At 59.6% G+C, this 15,216-nt stretch carries 13 protein-coding genes; 10 read left to right on the top strand and 3 right to left on the bottom strand.

The window, feature by feature from the left end; genetic code table 11:
* Positions 1 to 68 precede the first annotated feature (68 nt).
* A complete protein-coding gene (locus IB254_RS19895; protein ID WP_192419001.1) occupies positions 69 to 1,298 on the bottom strand; it encodes an acyl-CoA dehydrogenase in 1,230 nt (409 codons plus the stop codon).
* A 152-nt stretch (positions 1,299 to 1,450) separates the two neighbouring features.
* On the opposite strand from IB254_RS19895, the gene IB254_RS19890 reads away from it, so the two are divergent.
* From IB254_RS19890 to IB254_RS19875, 4 genes are all read left to right on the top strand, one after another.
* Entirely contained in the window at positions 1,451 to 2,380 is a 930-nt protein-coding gene (locus IB254_RS19890; RefSeq protein WP_008031887.1) for a LysR family transcriptional regulator, read from the top strand.
* Positions 2,381 to 2,576: 196 nt separating this feature from the next.
* Complete coding sequence (locus IB254_RS19885; RefSeq protein WP_192229215.1) at positions 2,577 to 2,978, top strand: MerR family transcriptional regulator; 402 nt, start codon at positions 2,577 to 2,579, stop codon at positions 2,976 to 2,978.
* A gap of 147 nt (positions 2,979 to 3,125) precedes the next feature.
* Positions 3,126 to 4,025, top strand: a complete 900-nt coding sequence (locus IB254_RS19880; protein WP_192229214.1) for a hydroxymethylglutaryl-CoA lyase — start codon at positions 3,126 to 3,128, stop codon at positions 4,023 to 4,025.
* 419 nt (positions 4,026 to 4,444) lie between these two features.
* Complete coding sequence (locus tag IB254_RS19875) at positions 4,445 to 4,645, top strand: hypothetical protein (RefSeq protein WP_032828949.1); 201 nt, start codon at positions 4,445 to 4,447, stop codon at positions 4,643 to 4,645.
* 58 nt (positions 4,646 to 4,703) lie between these two features.
* Here IB254_RS19875 and IB254_RS19870 read toward each other — a convergent pair whose 3' ends face one another.
* Positions 4,704 to 6,401: an AMP-binding protein gene (locus tag IB254_RS19870; RefSeq protein WP_192418999.1), complete on the bottom strand. Its 1,698-nt coding sequence runs from the start codon at positions 6,399 to 6,401 to the stop codon at positions 4,704 to 4,706.
* Between the two features lie 295 nt (positions 6,402 to 6,696).
* Between IB254_RS19870 and IB254_RS19865 the strand changes: the two genes are divergently transcribed.
* From IB254_RS19865 to IB254_RS19850, 4 genes are all read left to right on the top strand, one after another.
* The gene (locus IB254_RS19865; protein WP_008031893.1) at positions 6,697 to 7,860 is read left to right on the top strand and encodes an isovaleryl-CoA dehydrogenase; all 1,164 of its coding nucleotides are present in this window, start codon (positions 6,697 to 6,699) and stop codon (positions 7,858 to 7,860) included.
* Positions 7,861 to 7,872: 12 nt separating this feature from the next.
* A complete protein-coding gene (locus tag IB254_RS19860; protein WP_192418997.1) occupies positions 7,873 to 9,480 on the top strand; it encodes a carboxyl transferase domain-containing protein in 1,608 nt (535 codons plus the stop codon).
* 137 nt (positions 9,481 to 9,617) lie between these two features.
* Complete coding sequence (locus IB254_RS19855; RefSeq protein WP_008041207.1) at positions 9,618 to 10,433, top strand: gamma-carboxygeranoyl-CoA hydratase; 816 nt, start codon at positions 9,618 to 9,620, stop codon at positions 10,431 to 10,433.
* Positions 10,433 to 12,382: an acetyl/propionyl/methylcrotonyl-CoA carboxylase subunit alpha gene (locus tag IB254_RS19850; RefSeq protein ID WP_192418995.1), complete on the top strand. Its 1,950-nt coding sequence runs from the start codon at positions 10,433 to 10,435 to the stop codon at positions 12,380 to 12,382. The genes IB254_RS19855 and IB254_RS19850 overlap by 1 nt, the downstream gene beginning before the upstream one ends.
* 39 nt (positions 12,383 to 12,421) lie before the next feature.
* Here the strand turns inward: IB254_RS19850 and IB254_RS19845 are convergent, their stop codons facing one another.
* Positions 12,422 to 13,069 (bottom strand): LexA family protein, encoded by a 648-nt coding sequence (locus IB254_RS19845; RefSeq protein WP_192229209.1) that lies wholly within the window; start codon positions 13,067 to 13,069, stop codon positions 12,422 to 12,424.
* A gap of 130 nt (positions 13,070 to 13,199) precedes the next feature.
* Here IB254_RS19845 and IB254_RS19840 point away from each other — a divergent pair, with 130 nt between their 5' ends.
* Positions 13,200 to 13,541, top strand: coding sequence for a DUF6124 family protein (locus IB254_RS19840; protein ID WP_008041212.1), 342 nt, complete (start codon positions 13,200 to 13,202; stop codon positions 13,539 to 13,541).
* A gap of 485 nt (positions 13,542 to 14,026) precedes the next feature.
* On the top strand, positions 14,027 to 15,178 hold the full coding sequence (locus IB254_RS19835) for a M14-type cytosolic carboxypeptidase (protein ID WP_008031906.1): 1,152 nt from the start codon (positions 14,027 to 14,029) through the stop codon (positions 15,176 to 15,178).
* Positions 15,179 to 15,216: the final 38 nt, after the last annotated feature.

Genomic DNA, 15,216 nt, shown 5'->3' with positions numbered 1-15,216 from the left:
TATCCAATAAACACGCGTTATCGTTGGCGACCATCGCGAGCAGGCTCGCTCCTACAGAGGGGTGACACTCAGTGGCTGCTGCGCATCATTTCCTTCGGCACATACTTGCCGATCTCGAACTTGCCGATCGCCGCACGGTGCACTTCATCCGGGCCGTCGGCCAGGCGCAGCGTGCGTTGCATGGCATACATGTAGGCCAGCGGGAAATCGTTGGAAACCCCTGCCCCGCCATGGATCTGGATCGCCCGGTCGATGACGCGCAACGCCACGTTCGGGGCCACCACCTTGATCTGCGCGATTTCGCTCTTCGCCACTTTGTTGCCGACGGTGTCCATCATGTACGCCGCTTTCAAGGTCAGCAGGCGCGCCATGTCGATCTCCATCCGCGAGTCGGCGATTTTGTCGATGTTGCCGCCCAAACGCGCCAGGGGCTTGCCGAATGCGGTGCGATTCACCGAGCGTTTGCACATCAGTTCCAGCGCACGCTCAGCCATGCCGATCGAACGCATGCAGTGGTGAATTCGGCCCGGGCCAAGGCGACCCTGAGCGATTTCGAAGCCACGTCCTTCGCCCAACAGGACGTTTTCGTACGGCACCCGGACGTTTTCGAACAGCACTTCGGCATGACCATGAGGCGCGTCGTCGTAACCGAATACCGGCAGCGGACGAACGATCTTCACGCCCGGTGCATCCACCGGCACCAGAATCATCGAGTGCTGGGCGTGGCGCGGCGCATCAGGATTGCTCAGGCCCATGAAGATCAGAATCTTGCAGCGTGGATCGCAGGCACCCGAGGTCCACCACTTTTTGCCGTTGATCACCCACTCGTCACCGTCACGCACGGCGCGGGCGGCCATGTTGGTGGCGTCGGACGAAGCCACGTCCGGTTCGGTCATGGCGAACGCTGAGCGGATCTCGCCGCGTAACAGCGGTTCGAGCCAGCGTTGTTTCTGTTCTTCGTTGGCGTAGCGCACCAGCACTTCCATGTTGCCGGTGTCGGGCGCCGAGCAGTTGAATGGCTCAGGCCCCAGCAGCGAGCGGCCCATGATCTCTGCCAATGGTGCGTATTCGAGGTTGGTCAGGCCGGCGCCGAGTTCGGACTCAGGCAGAAACAAATTCCACAGGCCTTCAGCCTTGGCCTTGAGTTTCAGTTTTTCCATGATCGCAGTCGGCTGCCAGCGGTCGCCCTCGGCAACCTGGCGCTCGAACACGGCTTCGGCGGGATAAACGTAGGTGTCCATGAACGCGGTCACGCGCTCACGCAGTTCTTGCACCTTGGGCGAATAAGCGAAATCCATGAGCAGCTACCTTCTGGGGGGAGGTTGTTTAGGTCATGCAATCGATGCTAGAACAGCTACGAAAATTTACCTAGCCTATTCTCGGCGTGTATTAACATTCATCACCGATATATGATCGGCTGATTGAGAACCAACAATAAGAGTGCAGCGCAATGAATCTGAGCAAGGTCGACCTCAACCTTTTCATCGTCTTCGACGCGATCTACACCGAAGCCAACCTGACCCGCGCCGGACAGATTGTCGGCATTACTCAACCGGCTGTTTCGAACGCTCTGGCCCGCCTGCGCGAGACGTTCAACGATCCTTTGTTCGTGCGTACGGCCCAAGGCATGGTGCCAACGCCGATGGCGCAAAACATCATCGGCCCGGTGCGCAACGCCCTCTCGCTGCTGCGGGTGTCGGTGCAGGAAAGCCGCATCTTCAACCCGTTGCAGGCGGTCAAGACGTACCGCATCAGCATGACCGACCTCACCGAAGCGGTGATCCTGCCGCCACTGTTCCAGCGCCTGCGCCGCCTGGCGCCAACGGTGATCATCGAGAGCTTTCTGTCCAAACGTCGCGAGACCACCAAGGAACTGGCGGCCGGGCGACTCGACTTTGCGGTGGACGCGCCGCTCAACACCGACCCGCAAGTGCGTCACGTCAAGTTGATGGAAGACCGTTACGTGTGCGCCATGCGCAAGGGCCATCCGCTGGCGACCAAGGAGAAATTCACCCTCGATGACTATCTGTCACTGACGCACATCCATATTTCCAGCCGCCGCAGCGGTCTGGGCCATGTCGACCTGGCGCTGGGCAAGATGGGCATCCAGCGCAAGATAGCCCTGCGTTCCCAGCATTACTTGATGGCGTCGCAGGTGTTGCAGCAGACCGACATGGTCATGACCGTGCCGGAGCGCTTCGCCCGCCGCCATGATTTGTACTCGGTAAACCTGCCGGTCAACGACGTGCCGCCGGTGGAAACTCACCTTTACTGGCACGAAAGCACCGACCAGGACCCGGCCAACCGCTGGATGCGTGAGCAGATGATCGAGTTGTGCCAGCAGGTGACGGCGCATGAGAAGAAGCTCGATAAGGTGTAGGGCTTTGTACCGCGTTATCGTTCTTCGCGAGCAAGCTTCGCTCCTACAGGATTTACACAGTACCTGTAGGAACGAGCGGTGCGGCGATCCGACTTGCCCGCGAAGAGGCCCGCAATGACGACGAAAAAACCCGCCCCTTGACGTAAACGTCAACCTGCCATTAGCTTAGCGCCATGACCTTTTTTCGAGCGCTTCCATGAGCAGCCAGACCTATAGCATTTCCGACCTCGCCCGCGAGCTCGACATCACCACGCGGGCCATTCGCTTCTATGAAGAGCAAGGCTTGCTCAGCCCCGAGCGGCGCGGCCAGGAACGCATCTATTCGCCCCGCGACAAGGTCAGCCTGAAACTGATCCTGCGGGGCAAGCGCATTGGTTTCTCACTCGCCGAATGCCGCGAGCTGATCGAACTCTACGACCCCACCGGCGGCAATCAGAAACAGCTGCAAACCATGCTGAGCAAAATCGCCGAGCGCCGCGAACAGTTGGAGCAGCAGATGCTCGATATCGAGCAGATGAAGCTGGAACTGGACACCGCACAGGAGCGCTGCACTCAAGCGCTGGAACAGACGATGAAAAGCCAGCCGGTGGTTCAATAGGTCAACACATTCCCCTGTAGGAGCGAGCCTGCTCGCGATGAGGGCGTGACATTCAATATGGATGTTGACTGATCGTCCGCCATCGCGAGCAGGCTCACTCCTACAGGGTTCCATGAACATTCAGACAGACAGCACAGGTCGATTCCCATGTCCCTTCCTTCCCACGTACGCCTGGTCGAAGTCGGCCCTCGCGACGGTCTGCAAAACGAAGCTCAACCGATCAGCGTTGCTGACAAGGTGCAACTGGTCGATGCACTCACGGCCGCGGGCCTCGGCTATATAGAAGTCGGCAGTTTCGTTTCGCCCAAATGGGTGCCGCAGATGGCCGGATCCGCCGAAGTCTTCGCGCAAATCCAGCGCAAACCGGGCGTGACCTACGGCGCCCTCGCCCCCAACCTGCGCGGCTTCGAAGATGCGATCGCCGCCGGGGTCAAGGAAGTCGCAGTGTTCGCCGCAGCGTCCGAAGCGTTTTCCCAGCGCAACATCAATTGCTCGATCAGCGAAAGCCTGGAGCGTTTTGCGCCGATCATGGAAGCCGCCAGGCAGCACGGCGTTACCGTGCGCGGTTACGTGTCCTGTGTGCTGGGCTGTCCTTATGAAGGTCACGTCAAACCCGAGCAAGTTGCCCTGGTCGCCCGCGAGCTCTATGCCATGGGCTGCTACGAAGTCTCACTGGGGGACACCATCGGCACCGGCACGGCGGGCGCGACGCGCAAGATGTTCGAAGTGGTTTCGGCCGACGTGCCACGGGAGAAACTGGCCGGGCACTTCCACGACACCTACGGCCAGGCCATGGCCAACATCTATGCCAGCCTGCTCGAAGGGATCTCGGTGTTTGACAGCTCCATCGCCGGCCTCGGCGGCTGCCCCTACGCCAAAGGCGCCAGCGGTAACGTCGCCACCGAAGACGTGGTTTACCTGCTCAATGGCCTCGGCATCGAAACAGGTATCGACCTGGACGCCTTGATTCTCGCCGGTCAGCAGATTTGCACGGTACTGGGGCGCCCAACCGGTTCGCGCGTGGCCAAGGCTCGCAGCGCGCAGTAAGTGCGCTGATGTGTCCAGGTGTTACCGCTGCGTCTGGAACGTGGGGGATAAGCGAGTAACACGGAAACAAATTGTAGGGGTTTACCTGAGCGAAAAATCCTACAAAAAATCAAGTCATTGATTTTAAAGGGTTTTTAAAAGTTGGCACGGCTTCTGCTATCTCTATGGCATAACAAGAATAAAAAGCAGCAAACCAATAAAAATAAGACGTAACGACTCTGACATAACAAGAACAACACGGCAGAGACGCAGCTAACAGATTTTTTTGGAGAAGGTGTGCTTTTCAGGGTGCTTTTCGGAGTAACCCGCAACCGGGCAGAGAACAATAAAACTACCTTCAGGTAGCTCCCGAACTGGTTGGATCGCTTAGCGAAAAAGTAGATCAGCGCTCAAAAAAATACGTTTGCTCTTGATCCCGGATGGGGATCGACAAAAACAGCGGTAAAGGGTCACGGTTGCCAAAAACAAAAACAGACCGCCCCTCAATAATAAAAAAAGAGCATGCGCAACGAAAAATTAAAGGGGAGCTTCGGCTCCCCTTTGTGCTTTCTGCGATTCAGGTTTTCACCATCGCCCCTGTGGGAGCCAGCCTGCTGGCGATTGCGGTGGTTCAGACATAGGCATGTTGACTGACACTCCGCTATCGCTAGCAGGCTGGCTCCCACAAGGGGAAATTTGTCACGCCTTGTTGATGCGCAACTCCTCGATGCTGATCTCGCGCATCCGGAATTTCTGGATCTTGCCGGTCACCGTCATCGGAAACTCTTCCACAAACTTGAAGTAGCGCGGTGTCTTGAAGTGCGCGATGCGCTCCTTGCACCAGGTTTGCAGCTCTTGCTCGGTGGCACTGTGACCGGGGTGGAATTTGATCCAGGCGACGATCTCTTCGCCATAACGCGAACACGGGATGCCGATCACTTGCACGTCCGCCACCGCCGGGTGAGTGAAGAAGAATTCTTCCAGCTCCCGCGGGTAAATATTCTCACCGCCTCGGATGATCATGTCCTTGTTGCGTCCGGCAATGCACACGTAGCCTTCATCATTCATGCTCGCCAGATCACCGGTGTGCATCCAGCCGGCCTGATCGATGGCTTCGGCGGTGCCTTGCGGGTTGTTCCAGTAGCCGAGCATCACGCTGTAGCCACGGGTGCAGAGTTCGCCGATGGTGCCGCGAGGTACCAGGTTGCCCGCCTCGTCGATGATTTTGCTTTCAAGCTGCGGTTGGGTGCGACCGACCGTGGTGACGCGCAATTCCAGTTCGTCTGAAGGACCGGTCTGCAACGACACCGGACTTGTTTCCGTCATGCCGTAGGCAATCTGCACTTCATTCATGTGCATTTCGCTGATCACCCGACGCATCACTTCGATCGGACAGGTCGCGCCGGCCATGATCCCGGTACGCAGGCTCGACAGATCGAATTGCGCACGTTGCGGCTGATCGAGCATGGCGATGAACATGGTCGGCACGCCATACAGTGCGGTGGCCTTTTCTTCGGCGACGGTGGTCAGGGTCAGCAGCGGATCGAAGGCATCGTTGGGGTAAATCATGGTGCTGCCGTGGGTGATGCAGCCGAGGTTGCCCATGACCATGCCGAAGCAGTGATACAGCGGCACCGGGATCACCAGCCGATCATTGGCGGTCAGGCCGAGGCTTTCGCCCACCATGTAACCGTTGTTGAGAATGTTGTAGTGGCTGAGGGTCGCGCCCTTCGGAAAACCGGTGGTGCCGGAGGTGTACTGGATGTTCACGGCCTGGTCGAAATGCAGGCTGTCCCCCCGCTCGCGTAACTGCTCGCCGGATACACCCGCTGCGAGATCGCTCAGTTGCGACCACGGCAGAAAACCTGATGGCGGCTGCGCATCCAGGCTGATCACGCCGCGCAAGTCCGGCAGACGCTCGCTCTGCAACTGGCCGATGGATTGCTCTGCCAGCTCGGGCACCAGGCCTTGCAGCATGCCGTGGTAATTGGAGGTCTTGAACGCGCCCGCGCAGACCAGCCACTGGCAGCCTGACTGCTTCAGCACGTATTCGAGTTCCGAGCTGCGATACGCCGGGTTGATGTTGACCAGGATCACGCCGATCTTCGCGCTGGCGAACTGGCTGATGCACCACTGCGCACAATTCGGCGCCCAGATGCCGAGGCGATCACCGGCCTGCAACCCCAGCGCGAGCAGTGCCCGGGAATGAAGGTCCACGGCGTCGGACAGTTGCTGCCAGGTGTAGCGCAACTGTTGATGGCGCACGACCAGCGCCTCGCCCGTCGGGTACTGCGCGACGGTGTTATCAAATGCCTGACCGATGGTCATCGCCAACAAGGCTTTGTCCTGAGAACCACGGGTATAGCTGCGCTGCGGGCTTGCACTGGGTTGATCCATGACGACCCCTATTGTCTTTATTAATGGGCTACCAACGGATACCTGCAGGAGCGATGCTTGCTCGCGAAGAGGCCTCTACATTCAACATTTATGTCGACTGATCTGACGCTTTCGCGAGCAAGCATCGCTCCTACAAGTTGGGTCGGCTTTCTATCTTGAACTGGCTCTACTCTCGCTCAAGTTGACGTTAACGTAAAGGGTGATTGACAGCCATTCGTCACAGGCTTACGTTAACGTAAAGGTGAGAGCCAAATCACGACCCTCCCCGCCCTACAAAAAAGCCAAAAGGTGACCCATGAGCTATCCATCCCTGAACTTTGCCCTCGGTGAAACCATCGACATGCTGCGCGATCAGGTCCAGTCCTTCGTCGCCAAAGAGATCGCCCCGCGCGCCGCTCAAATCGACATCGACAACCTGTTCCCCGCCGACCTGTGGCGCAAGTTCGGCGACATGGGCCTGCTCGGCATTACCGTCCCGGAAGAATACGGCGGTGCTGGCCTGGGTTACCTGGCGCACGTGGTGGCCATGGAAGAAATCAGCCGCGGTTCGGCGTCGGTCGCCCTGTCCTACGGCGCGCACTCCAACCTTTGCGTGAACCAGATCAACCGCAACGGCAATCACGAACAGAAAAGCAAATACCTGCCAAAGCTGATCAGCGGCGAGCACATCGGCGCCCTGGCCATGAGTGAACCGAATGCCGGTTCCGACGTGGTCTCGATGAAATTGCGCGCTGACAAACGTGGTGATCACTACGTGCTCAACGGCAGCAAAACCTGGATCACCAACGGTCCCGACGCCAACACCTATGTGATCTACGCCAAGACCGACCTGGAAAAAGGCCCGCACGGCATCACCGCGTTCATCGTCGAGCGCGACTGGAAAGGCTTCAGCCGCAGCAACAAGTTCGACAAGCTCGGCATGCGCGGCTCCAACACCTGCGAGCTGTTCTTCGATGACGTCGAAGTGCCGGAAGAAAACATCCTCGGCGTACTCAACGGCGGCGTGAAAGTGCTGATGAGCGGCCTCGATTACGAACGTGTCGTTCTGTCCGGCGGCCCAACCGGGATCATGCAGGCGTGCATGGACCTGATCGTGCCGTACATCCACGACCGCAAGCAGTTCGGGCAAAGCATCGGCGAATTCCAGCTGATCCAGGGCAAAGTCGCCGACATGTACACCCAACTCAACGCCAGCCGCGCCTACCTTTATGCGGTGGCCCAGGCCTGCGAGCGCGGCGAAACCACGCGCAAGGATGCCGCCGGCGTGATCCTCTACAGCGCCGAGCGCGCCACGCAAATGGCCCTCGACGCGATCCAGATTCTCGGCGGCAACGGTTACATCAACGAATTCCCGGCCGGTCGTCTGCTGCGTGACGCCAAGCTGTACGAAATCGGTGCTGGCACCAGTGAGATCCGTCGCATGCTGATCGGTCGCGAACTGTTCAACGAAACCCGCTAAACGGAGCTGTCCATGGCTATCCTGCATACCCAGCTCAACCCCCGTTCGGCGGAGTTTGCCGCGAACAGCGCGGCGATGCTCACCCAGGTCGACGCCTTGCACACCCTGCTCGCGCAAGTGCAGCAAGGTGGCGGTCCGAAAGCGCAAGAACGCCACACTTCGCGGGGCAAATTGCTGCCCCGCGAGCGGATCAATCGCCTGCTCGATCCGGGCTCGCCGTTTCTCGAAATCAGCCAATTGGCGGCCTACGAGGTGTATGGCGAAGACGTGCCGGCCGCGGGCGTGATTGCCGGGATCGGTCGAGTGGAAGGCGTCGAGTGCATGATCGTGGCCAACGATGCCACCGTGAAAGGTGGCTCGTATTACCCGCTGACCGTGAAAAAACACCTGCGCGCCCAGACCATCGCTCAGCAGAACCGCTTGCCGTGCATTTATCTGGTGGACTCCGGCGGCGCCAACCTGCCGCGCCAAGATGAAGTGTTCCCGGACCGCGAGCACTTCGGGCGGATCTTCTTCAACCAGGCCAACATGAGCGCCATGGGCATTCCGCAAATCGCGGTGGTCATGGGCTCGTGCACTGCCGGCGGCGCTTACGTGCCGGCGATGGCCGACGAAGCGATCATGGTTCGCGAGCAGGCGACTATTTTCCTCGCCGGCCCACCGCTGGTGAAAGCCGCGACCGGTGAAGTGGTCAGCGCCGAAGATCTGGGCGGCGCCGATGTGCACTGCAAGATTTCCGGGGTCGCCGACCATTATGCCGAGAGCGATGAACACGCCTTGGCCATTGCCCGACGCAGCATCGCCAACCTCAACTGGCGCAAGCTTGGCGAACTGCAACAACGCACGCCCATCGCCCCGCTCTACAGCAGCGACGAGTTGTATGGCGTGGTCTCGGCCGACGCCAAGCAGCCGTTCGATGTGCGCGAAGTGATCTCGCGGCTGGTGGACGGTTCGGTGTTCGACGAATTCAAGGCGCTGTTCGGGACCACGCTGGTGTGCGGTTTTGCTCACCTGCACGGTTACCCGATCGCGATCCTCGCCAACAACGGCATCCTCTTCGCCGAGGCCGCGCAGAAAGGCGCGCACTTCATCGAACTGGCCTGCCAGCGCGGCATTCCGTTGCTGTTCCTGCAAAACATCACCGGCTTCATGGTCGGCCAGAAGTACGAGGCCGGCGGCATTGCCAAGCACGGCGCAAAATTGGTGACCGCCGTGGCGTGCGCCAAAGTGCCGAAATTCACCGTGATCATCGGCGGCAGCTTCGGCGCCGGTAACTACGGCATGTGCGGGCGGGCCTACGATCCACGTTTCCTGTGGATGTGGCCGAATTCACGCATCGGCGTGATGGGCGCCGAGCAAGCGGCGGGCGTGTTGGTGCAGGTCAAGCGTGAGCAGGCTGAACGTGGCGGGCATAGTTTCAGCGCCGAGCAGGAAGCCGAAATCAAGCAACCGATCCTCGATCAATACGAAGAACAGGGCCACCCTTACTACTCCAGCGCACGGCTGTGGGACGACGGCGTCATTGACCCGGCGCAGACCCGAGATGTGCTGGCCCTGGCCTTGTCCGCGTCGCTGAACGCGCCAATCGAACCGAGCCGCTTCGGCGTGTTCCGGATGTGATTTGACTTTGTAGGAGCGAGCGGGCGGCGATCCGACTTGCCCGCGAACAAGCATGACGCGGTGCAACAGATACACCGTGGCGCTTCCTTCGCGGGCAAGCCTCGCTCCTACAGAATAGAGTTGTGGAGACGGACAATATGAGCGACTTCAACACCCTCGAACTGCAGACCGACCCGCGTGGTTTCGCGACCCTGTGGCTCAGCCGGGAAGAAAAGAACAACGCGTTCAACGCCGAGATGATCCGTGAACTGATCCTCGCGCTGGACAAGGTCTCGACCGACGCCAGCCTGCGCTTTTTGCTGGTGCGCGGACGTGGCAAGCATTTCAGTGCCGGCGCCGACCTGGCGTGGATGCAGCAATCGGCCGAGCTCGATTACCACACCAACCTCGACGACGCCCGGGAACTGGCGGAGCTGATGTACAACCTGGCCAAGCTGAAAGTTCCGACGCTGGCCGTGGTACAAGGCGCGGCTTTCGGCGGCGCGCTGGGCCTGATCAGTTGCTGCGACATGGCCATCGGCGCCGACGACGCGCAGTTCTGCCTGTCGGAAGTGCGTATCGGCCTGGCACCGGCGGTGATCAGCCCGTTCGTGGTGCAAGCCATTGGCGAACGCGCGGCACGCCGTTATGCGCTGACCGCCGAGCGCTTCGGTGGGCAACGCGCTCGGGAAATCGGCTTGTTGTCGGAGAGTTATCCGGGCAATGAGCTGGAGCAGAAAGTCGAGCAATGGATCGACAACCTGCTGCTCAACAGCCCCGCAGCCATGCGCGTCAGCAAGGATTTGCTGCGTGAAGTCGGCAACGGCGCGCTGACCCCGGCGCTGCGTCGCTACACCGAAAATGCCATCGCGCGCATCCGCGTCAGCCCCGAAGGCCAGGAAGGCCTGCGCGCCTTTCTGCAAAAACGTCCGCCGAGCTGGCAGGCCGAAACCACCCCCAAGGAGCCGCGTTGATGAGCGCACCTGTCATTACCTCTCTGCTGGTGGCCAACCGTGGCGAAATCGCGTGCCGGGTCATGCGCACCGCCAAGGCCCTGGGCCTGACCACCGTCGCCGTGCACAGCGCCACCGACCGCGAAGCACGGCACAGCCGCGAAGCGGACATTCGCGTTGACCTCGGTGGCAGCAAAGCCGCCGACAGCTACCTGCAAATCGACAAGCTGATCGCCGCCGCCAAGGCCAGCGGCGCGCAGGCGATTCATCCGGGTTATGGTTTTCTGTCCGAGAATGCCGGGTTCGCCCGCGCCATCGAAAAAGCAGGCCTGATCTTCCTCGGTCCGCCCGCCTCGGCCATCGACGCGATGGGCAGCAAGTCCGCCGCCAAGGCCTTGATGGAAACCGCTGGCGTGCCACTGGTGCCCGGTTATCACGGCGAGGCCCAAGACCTCGACACCTTCCGCGACGCCTGCGAACGCATTGGCTATCCGGTGCTGCTCAAGGCGACGGCAGGCGGTGGCGGCAAAGGCATGAAAGTGGTCGAGGACGTCAGCCAACTGGCCGAAGCCCTCGCCTCGGCCCAGCGTGAAGCGCAATCCTCGTTCGGCGATTCGCGGATGCTGGTCGAGAAATATCTGCTGAAGCCGCGTCACGTGGAAATCCAGGTTTTCGCCGACCAGCACGGCAATTGCCTGTACCTCAACGAACGTGACTGCTCGATTCAGCGTCGGCACCAGAAAGTCGTCGAAGAAGCGCCCGCACCGGGCTTGAGCCCGGAACTGCGCCGCGCCATGGGCGAGGCCGCCGTGCGTTCGGCGCAAGCCATCGGTTATGTCGGCGCCGGCACCGTGGAGTTCTTGCTGGATGCGCGCGGCGAGTTCTTCTTCATGGAGATGAACACGCGCCTGCAAGTCGAACACCCGGTCACCGAAGCCATCACCGGCCTCGATCTGGTGGCCTGGCAGATTCGCGTGGCACGTGGCGAAGCGCTGCCGATGACTCAGGATCAAGTGCCCCTGATCGGCCATGCGATCGAAGTGCGGCTGTACGCCGAAGACCCGGGCAATGATTTCCTGCCGGCCACCGGGCGCCTGGAGTTGTACCGTGAATCGGCTGAAGGTCCGGGTCGTCGGGTCGACAGCGGCGTGGAAGAAGGCGACGAAATTTCGCCGTTCTATGACCCGATGCTCGGCAAGCTGATTGCCTGGGGCGAGGATCGCGAACAGGCGCGTCTGCGGTTGTTGAGCATGCTCGATGAGTTCGCGATTGGCGGGCTCAAGACCAACATAAACTTCTTGCGTCGAATCGTTGGTCATCCCGCGTTTGCGGCGGCTGAGCTGGATACCGGGTTCATTCCGCGTTACCAGGAGCAACTGCTGCCAGAGCCCTCGCCGCTCAGTGATGAGTTCTGGCAAGCCGCGGCGCAGGCGTTTTCCCAAAGCCAAGCGGACACGACCCGCACTGATGACCTGAGTTCGCCTTGGGCTATCGGCACTGGGTTCCGTGCCGGATTGCCGACAGAAATCACCCTGCATTTGAGCTGCGAAGGTCAGGACCGCGCGCTGACGTTGGGCGCTACCCGATCGGCGCAACTCGCGGGCGAGCAACTGCTGACCGAACACTACGGCGTACGCCGCCAGCATCGGGCAATCCGTCGCGACGGCGTTGTGTATCTGCAATGGGATGGTGAATTACGCCGCATCGAGTCCTACGACCCGATCAGCGCCGTCGAAGCCAGTCACAGCCATCACGGCGGGCTCACTGCGCCCATGAACGGCAGCATCGTGCGAGTGCTGGTGGAAGCCGGGCAAACGGTCGAAGCCGGGGCGCAACTGGTGGTGCTGGAGGCGATGAAGATGGAGCACAGCATTCGTGCACCACACGCCGGGGTGATCAAAGCGCTGTATTGCCAGGAAGGCGAGATGGTCAGCGAAGGCAGTGCATTGGTCGAGCTGGAAGAAGCCTGAAATGCGGATCGGTCCTACGCATTGCGAGGACCGATCTGATCAGAATCTGGCCGTTGCCTGAACCACTACGCCGATGATTCGGCAGGCTTCGGTGTAAAGGGCTTTCGGATACGTCGGATTGAGCGGGACCAGGTAACGCTGCCCGCCCTCTTCGATCAGTTTGCGGAACGTCGCTTCAGTGCTGTCCGGCCATTGGGCGATCACCAGTTTCCCGGGCTCCGGCACAATGGCTGGGTCCACCAGGATCATCATGCCCTCGGCGATACTGACGCCGCTCGGTGCAGTCATCGCATCGCCCACCACGGTCAACCAGAACGCCGCGCCTTGAGCGTGGTAGTCGGTCAGTTCGAATCGCGCCGTGTCATAGACCGTCGGCTCACCGTCACGCACCTCGCAGGATTCGCGCCAGTCACTGACCGGGTAACGGAAGTACGGGTTGTACTTGCGCACCAGATCCTGGCTTTCCTCCTTCGCAATGTCCGGCTCGCGAATCACCAGCGCCACCTCGAGAAACTCCATGCCCAGTGCGTGCAGCACACGGTTCATGTCATCGATGCCCGGTTGGCGACGTTTGTTCAGCCAATGGCCGACGCCGCCCTGGGACATCCCCAGGCGGTCGGCGAGTATTTCCTGAGTGACTTTGAGTTCACTCATCTTGGCCTTGACCAATTCAATCCATTTATCCATGTGCGGCACGATACGTGGGCGCCTCCGGCCAGCAAAACACAACTTGTAGTATTTAAATTTTCGTCACAAATACAGTTCGTACTACGATTGGATCACGGATTTGAATCTAACACGGAGCTTTGCCATCGCCATGACCATCCCCAGCAATGACTTGCCAGACATGCAGATCGACACCTCCCTCACCTCGCCAAAAGGCTCGGCCGCCGCGCAGCGCGCCCTGGACTATTACTTGAAACCAGCTGTGTCCGAAGCGGTGGAAGAGGAGCGTTTTTTTGATGTGAACCGAAATGTCAGCTGCGAGGAAGCACTGGTGCGCGCCTCAGACCTGTTGCGCTGCGCTGCCGCCACGGCGTACGAGTCGGCGAACAATCTGCAGGGCGTGCACCGGGACCTGGCGTTTTCGACGGTGCATATGATCGATATGGCCAAGGCTTTGCTGGACCGATCCCTCGACGGGGATCATCACGCATAAGGCAGGCAGGGATATTTCGCGGGGCGCGGGAAAGAATTTTCCAATCGCGCAGATAAAATCGTTTGACTTGCAAACGAGAATGATTATTATTGCATGCAGCTGGTCGCGAGATCAGTTGATTGTCCAAGTGACCTTAGGTCGGTCTCCTGGACTATCTCCTCATCAGGCTAATCACGGTTTTTGACCCGGCTTTTTGCCGGGTCTTTTTTTTGCCAGTTATTCTGGCTTTACCTTCAGGCTAATGAAGTCTTTGGGTGCTGCAAATTCGATGGCGCGGATAATATCAAAAGAATATCTGTTGGCAAGAGAAGCCCGGCAACATTGGGCCAAACTAACGGAAAATAGCACTTGAGAATCAATCGCACAGTCTCTAAGCTGCGACGGCGTCAAGGAGGACGCCCCCCTTTTACCCCGCAATTTCCCCCGGTTTTTCCCTTCCCAGCGTGTAAAGTATCAGCCATAAAAATCATATTCAGGAATCGATTATGACCGTGGCTAGATCTTCTTTCGACATCAGCGCCAACTTCGACAGCGGCAACATTGAAGTGCTGGATATCAGCAATCCGTTGCAAGCACTACTGGCCATCAAGCCAGACACCCGCAGCCAGCATTTTCAGTGGTTTCACTTCAAGGCCAGCGGTTTGCACGTCGGACAGGAACACTGGTTTCGTCTGAACAATGCCAGTAAATCCTCGTACAACAAAGCCTGGGACGGCTATCAGGCAGTGGCGTCCTACGACCACGTCAACTGGTTCCGGGTGCCGACCATCTTCGAAGGCGACTGCCTGCGTTTCAGCCTCGAAGCCACGGCCACCCACGCTTGGTTTGCCTACTTCGAACCCTACAGCCGTGGCCGCCATGACTGGTTGATCGAACAGGCGCTGACCAAGGCCGGCACCGAATTGCTGGCCACCGGCAAGAGTGTCGAAGGTCGTGACATTCAGTTGCTGCGCAAAGGCACCGGCGCCGAAGGCCGGCGCAAGGTCTGGATGATTGCCCAGCAACACCCCGGCGAACACATGGCCGAGTGGTTTATGGAAGGTGTGATCGAACGCCTGGAAAGACACGACGATCCAGTGCTGAACAAACTGCTGGCCAGCGCCGACCTGTACCTGGTGCCGAACATGAACCCGGACGGTGCCTTTCACGGTCATCTGCGCACCAACGCCATGGGCCAGGACCTCAACCGCGCCTGGCAGAGCGCCAGTCAGGAGATCAGCCCGGAAGTGCTGTTCGCTCAGCAACAGATGGAAAAGTACGGCGTCGACCTGTTCCTCGACATCCACGGCGATGAAGAAATCCCCTACGTGTTCACTGCCGGTTGCGAGGGCAACCCAGGCTACACGCCGCGGATCGAAAAGCTCGAAGAGCATTTCCGCAGTCATCTGAAACATCTGACCAAGGACTTCCAGACCAAGCACGGCTACACCCGCGACGAGCCAGGCAAAGCCAACATGACCCTGGCGTGCAACAGCGTCGGTCAGAAATTCGACTGCCTGTCGTTGACCCTGGAGATGCCATTCAAGGACAACAACGACAAACCGGATCCGTTGACTGGCTGGTCCGGCAAGCGTTCGAAGCAACTGGGCAAGGATGTGCTGACGACCGTGGCGGACATGGTCGATACCTTGCGCTGATCCTGCGCAATGGCTGCATGCCAGGCATGCAGCCACGC

Origin of the sequence: Pseudomonas sp. PDM03 (genome assembly GCF_014852385.1) — a bacterium.
In the GTDB taxonomy this organism is placed as follows: Bacteria; Pseudomonadota; Gammaproteobacteria; order Pseudomonadales; family Pseudomonadaceae; genus Aquipseudomonas; species Aquipseudomonas migulae.
Note: the sequence above shows the minus strand (reverse complement) of the source record. Positions and strands in the feature narration are given on the sequence as shown.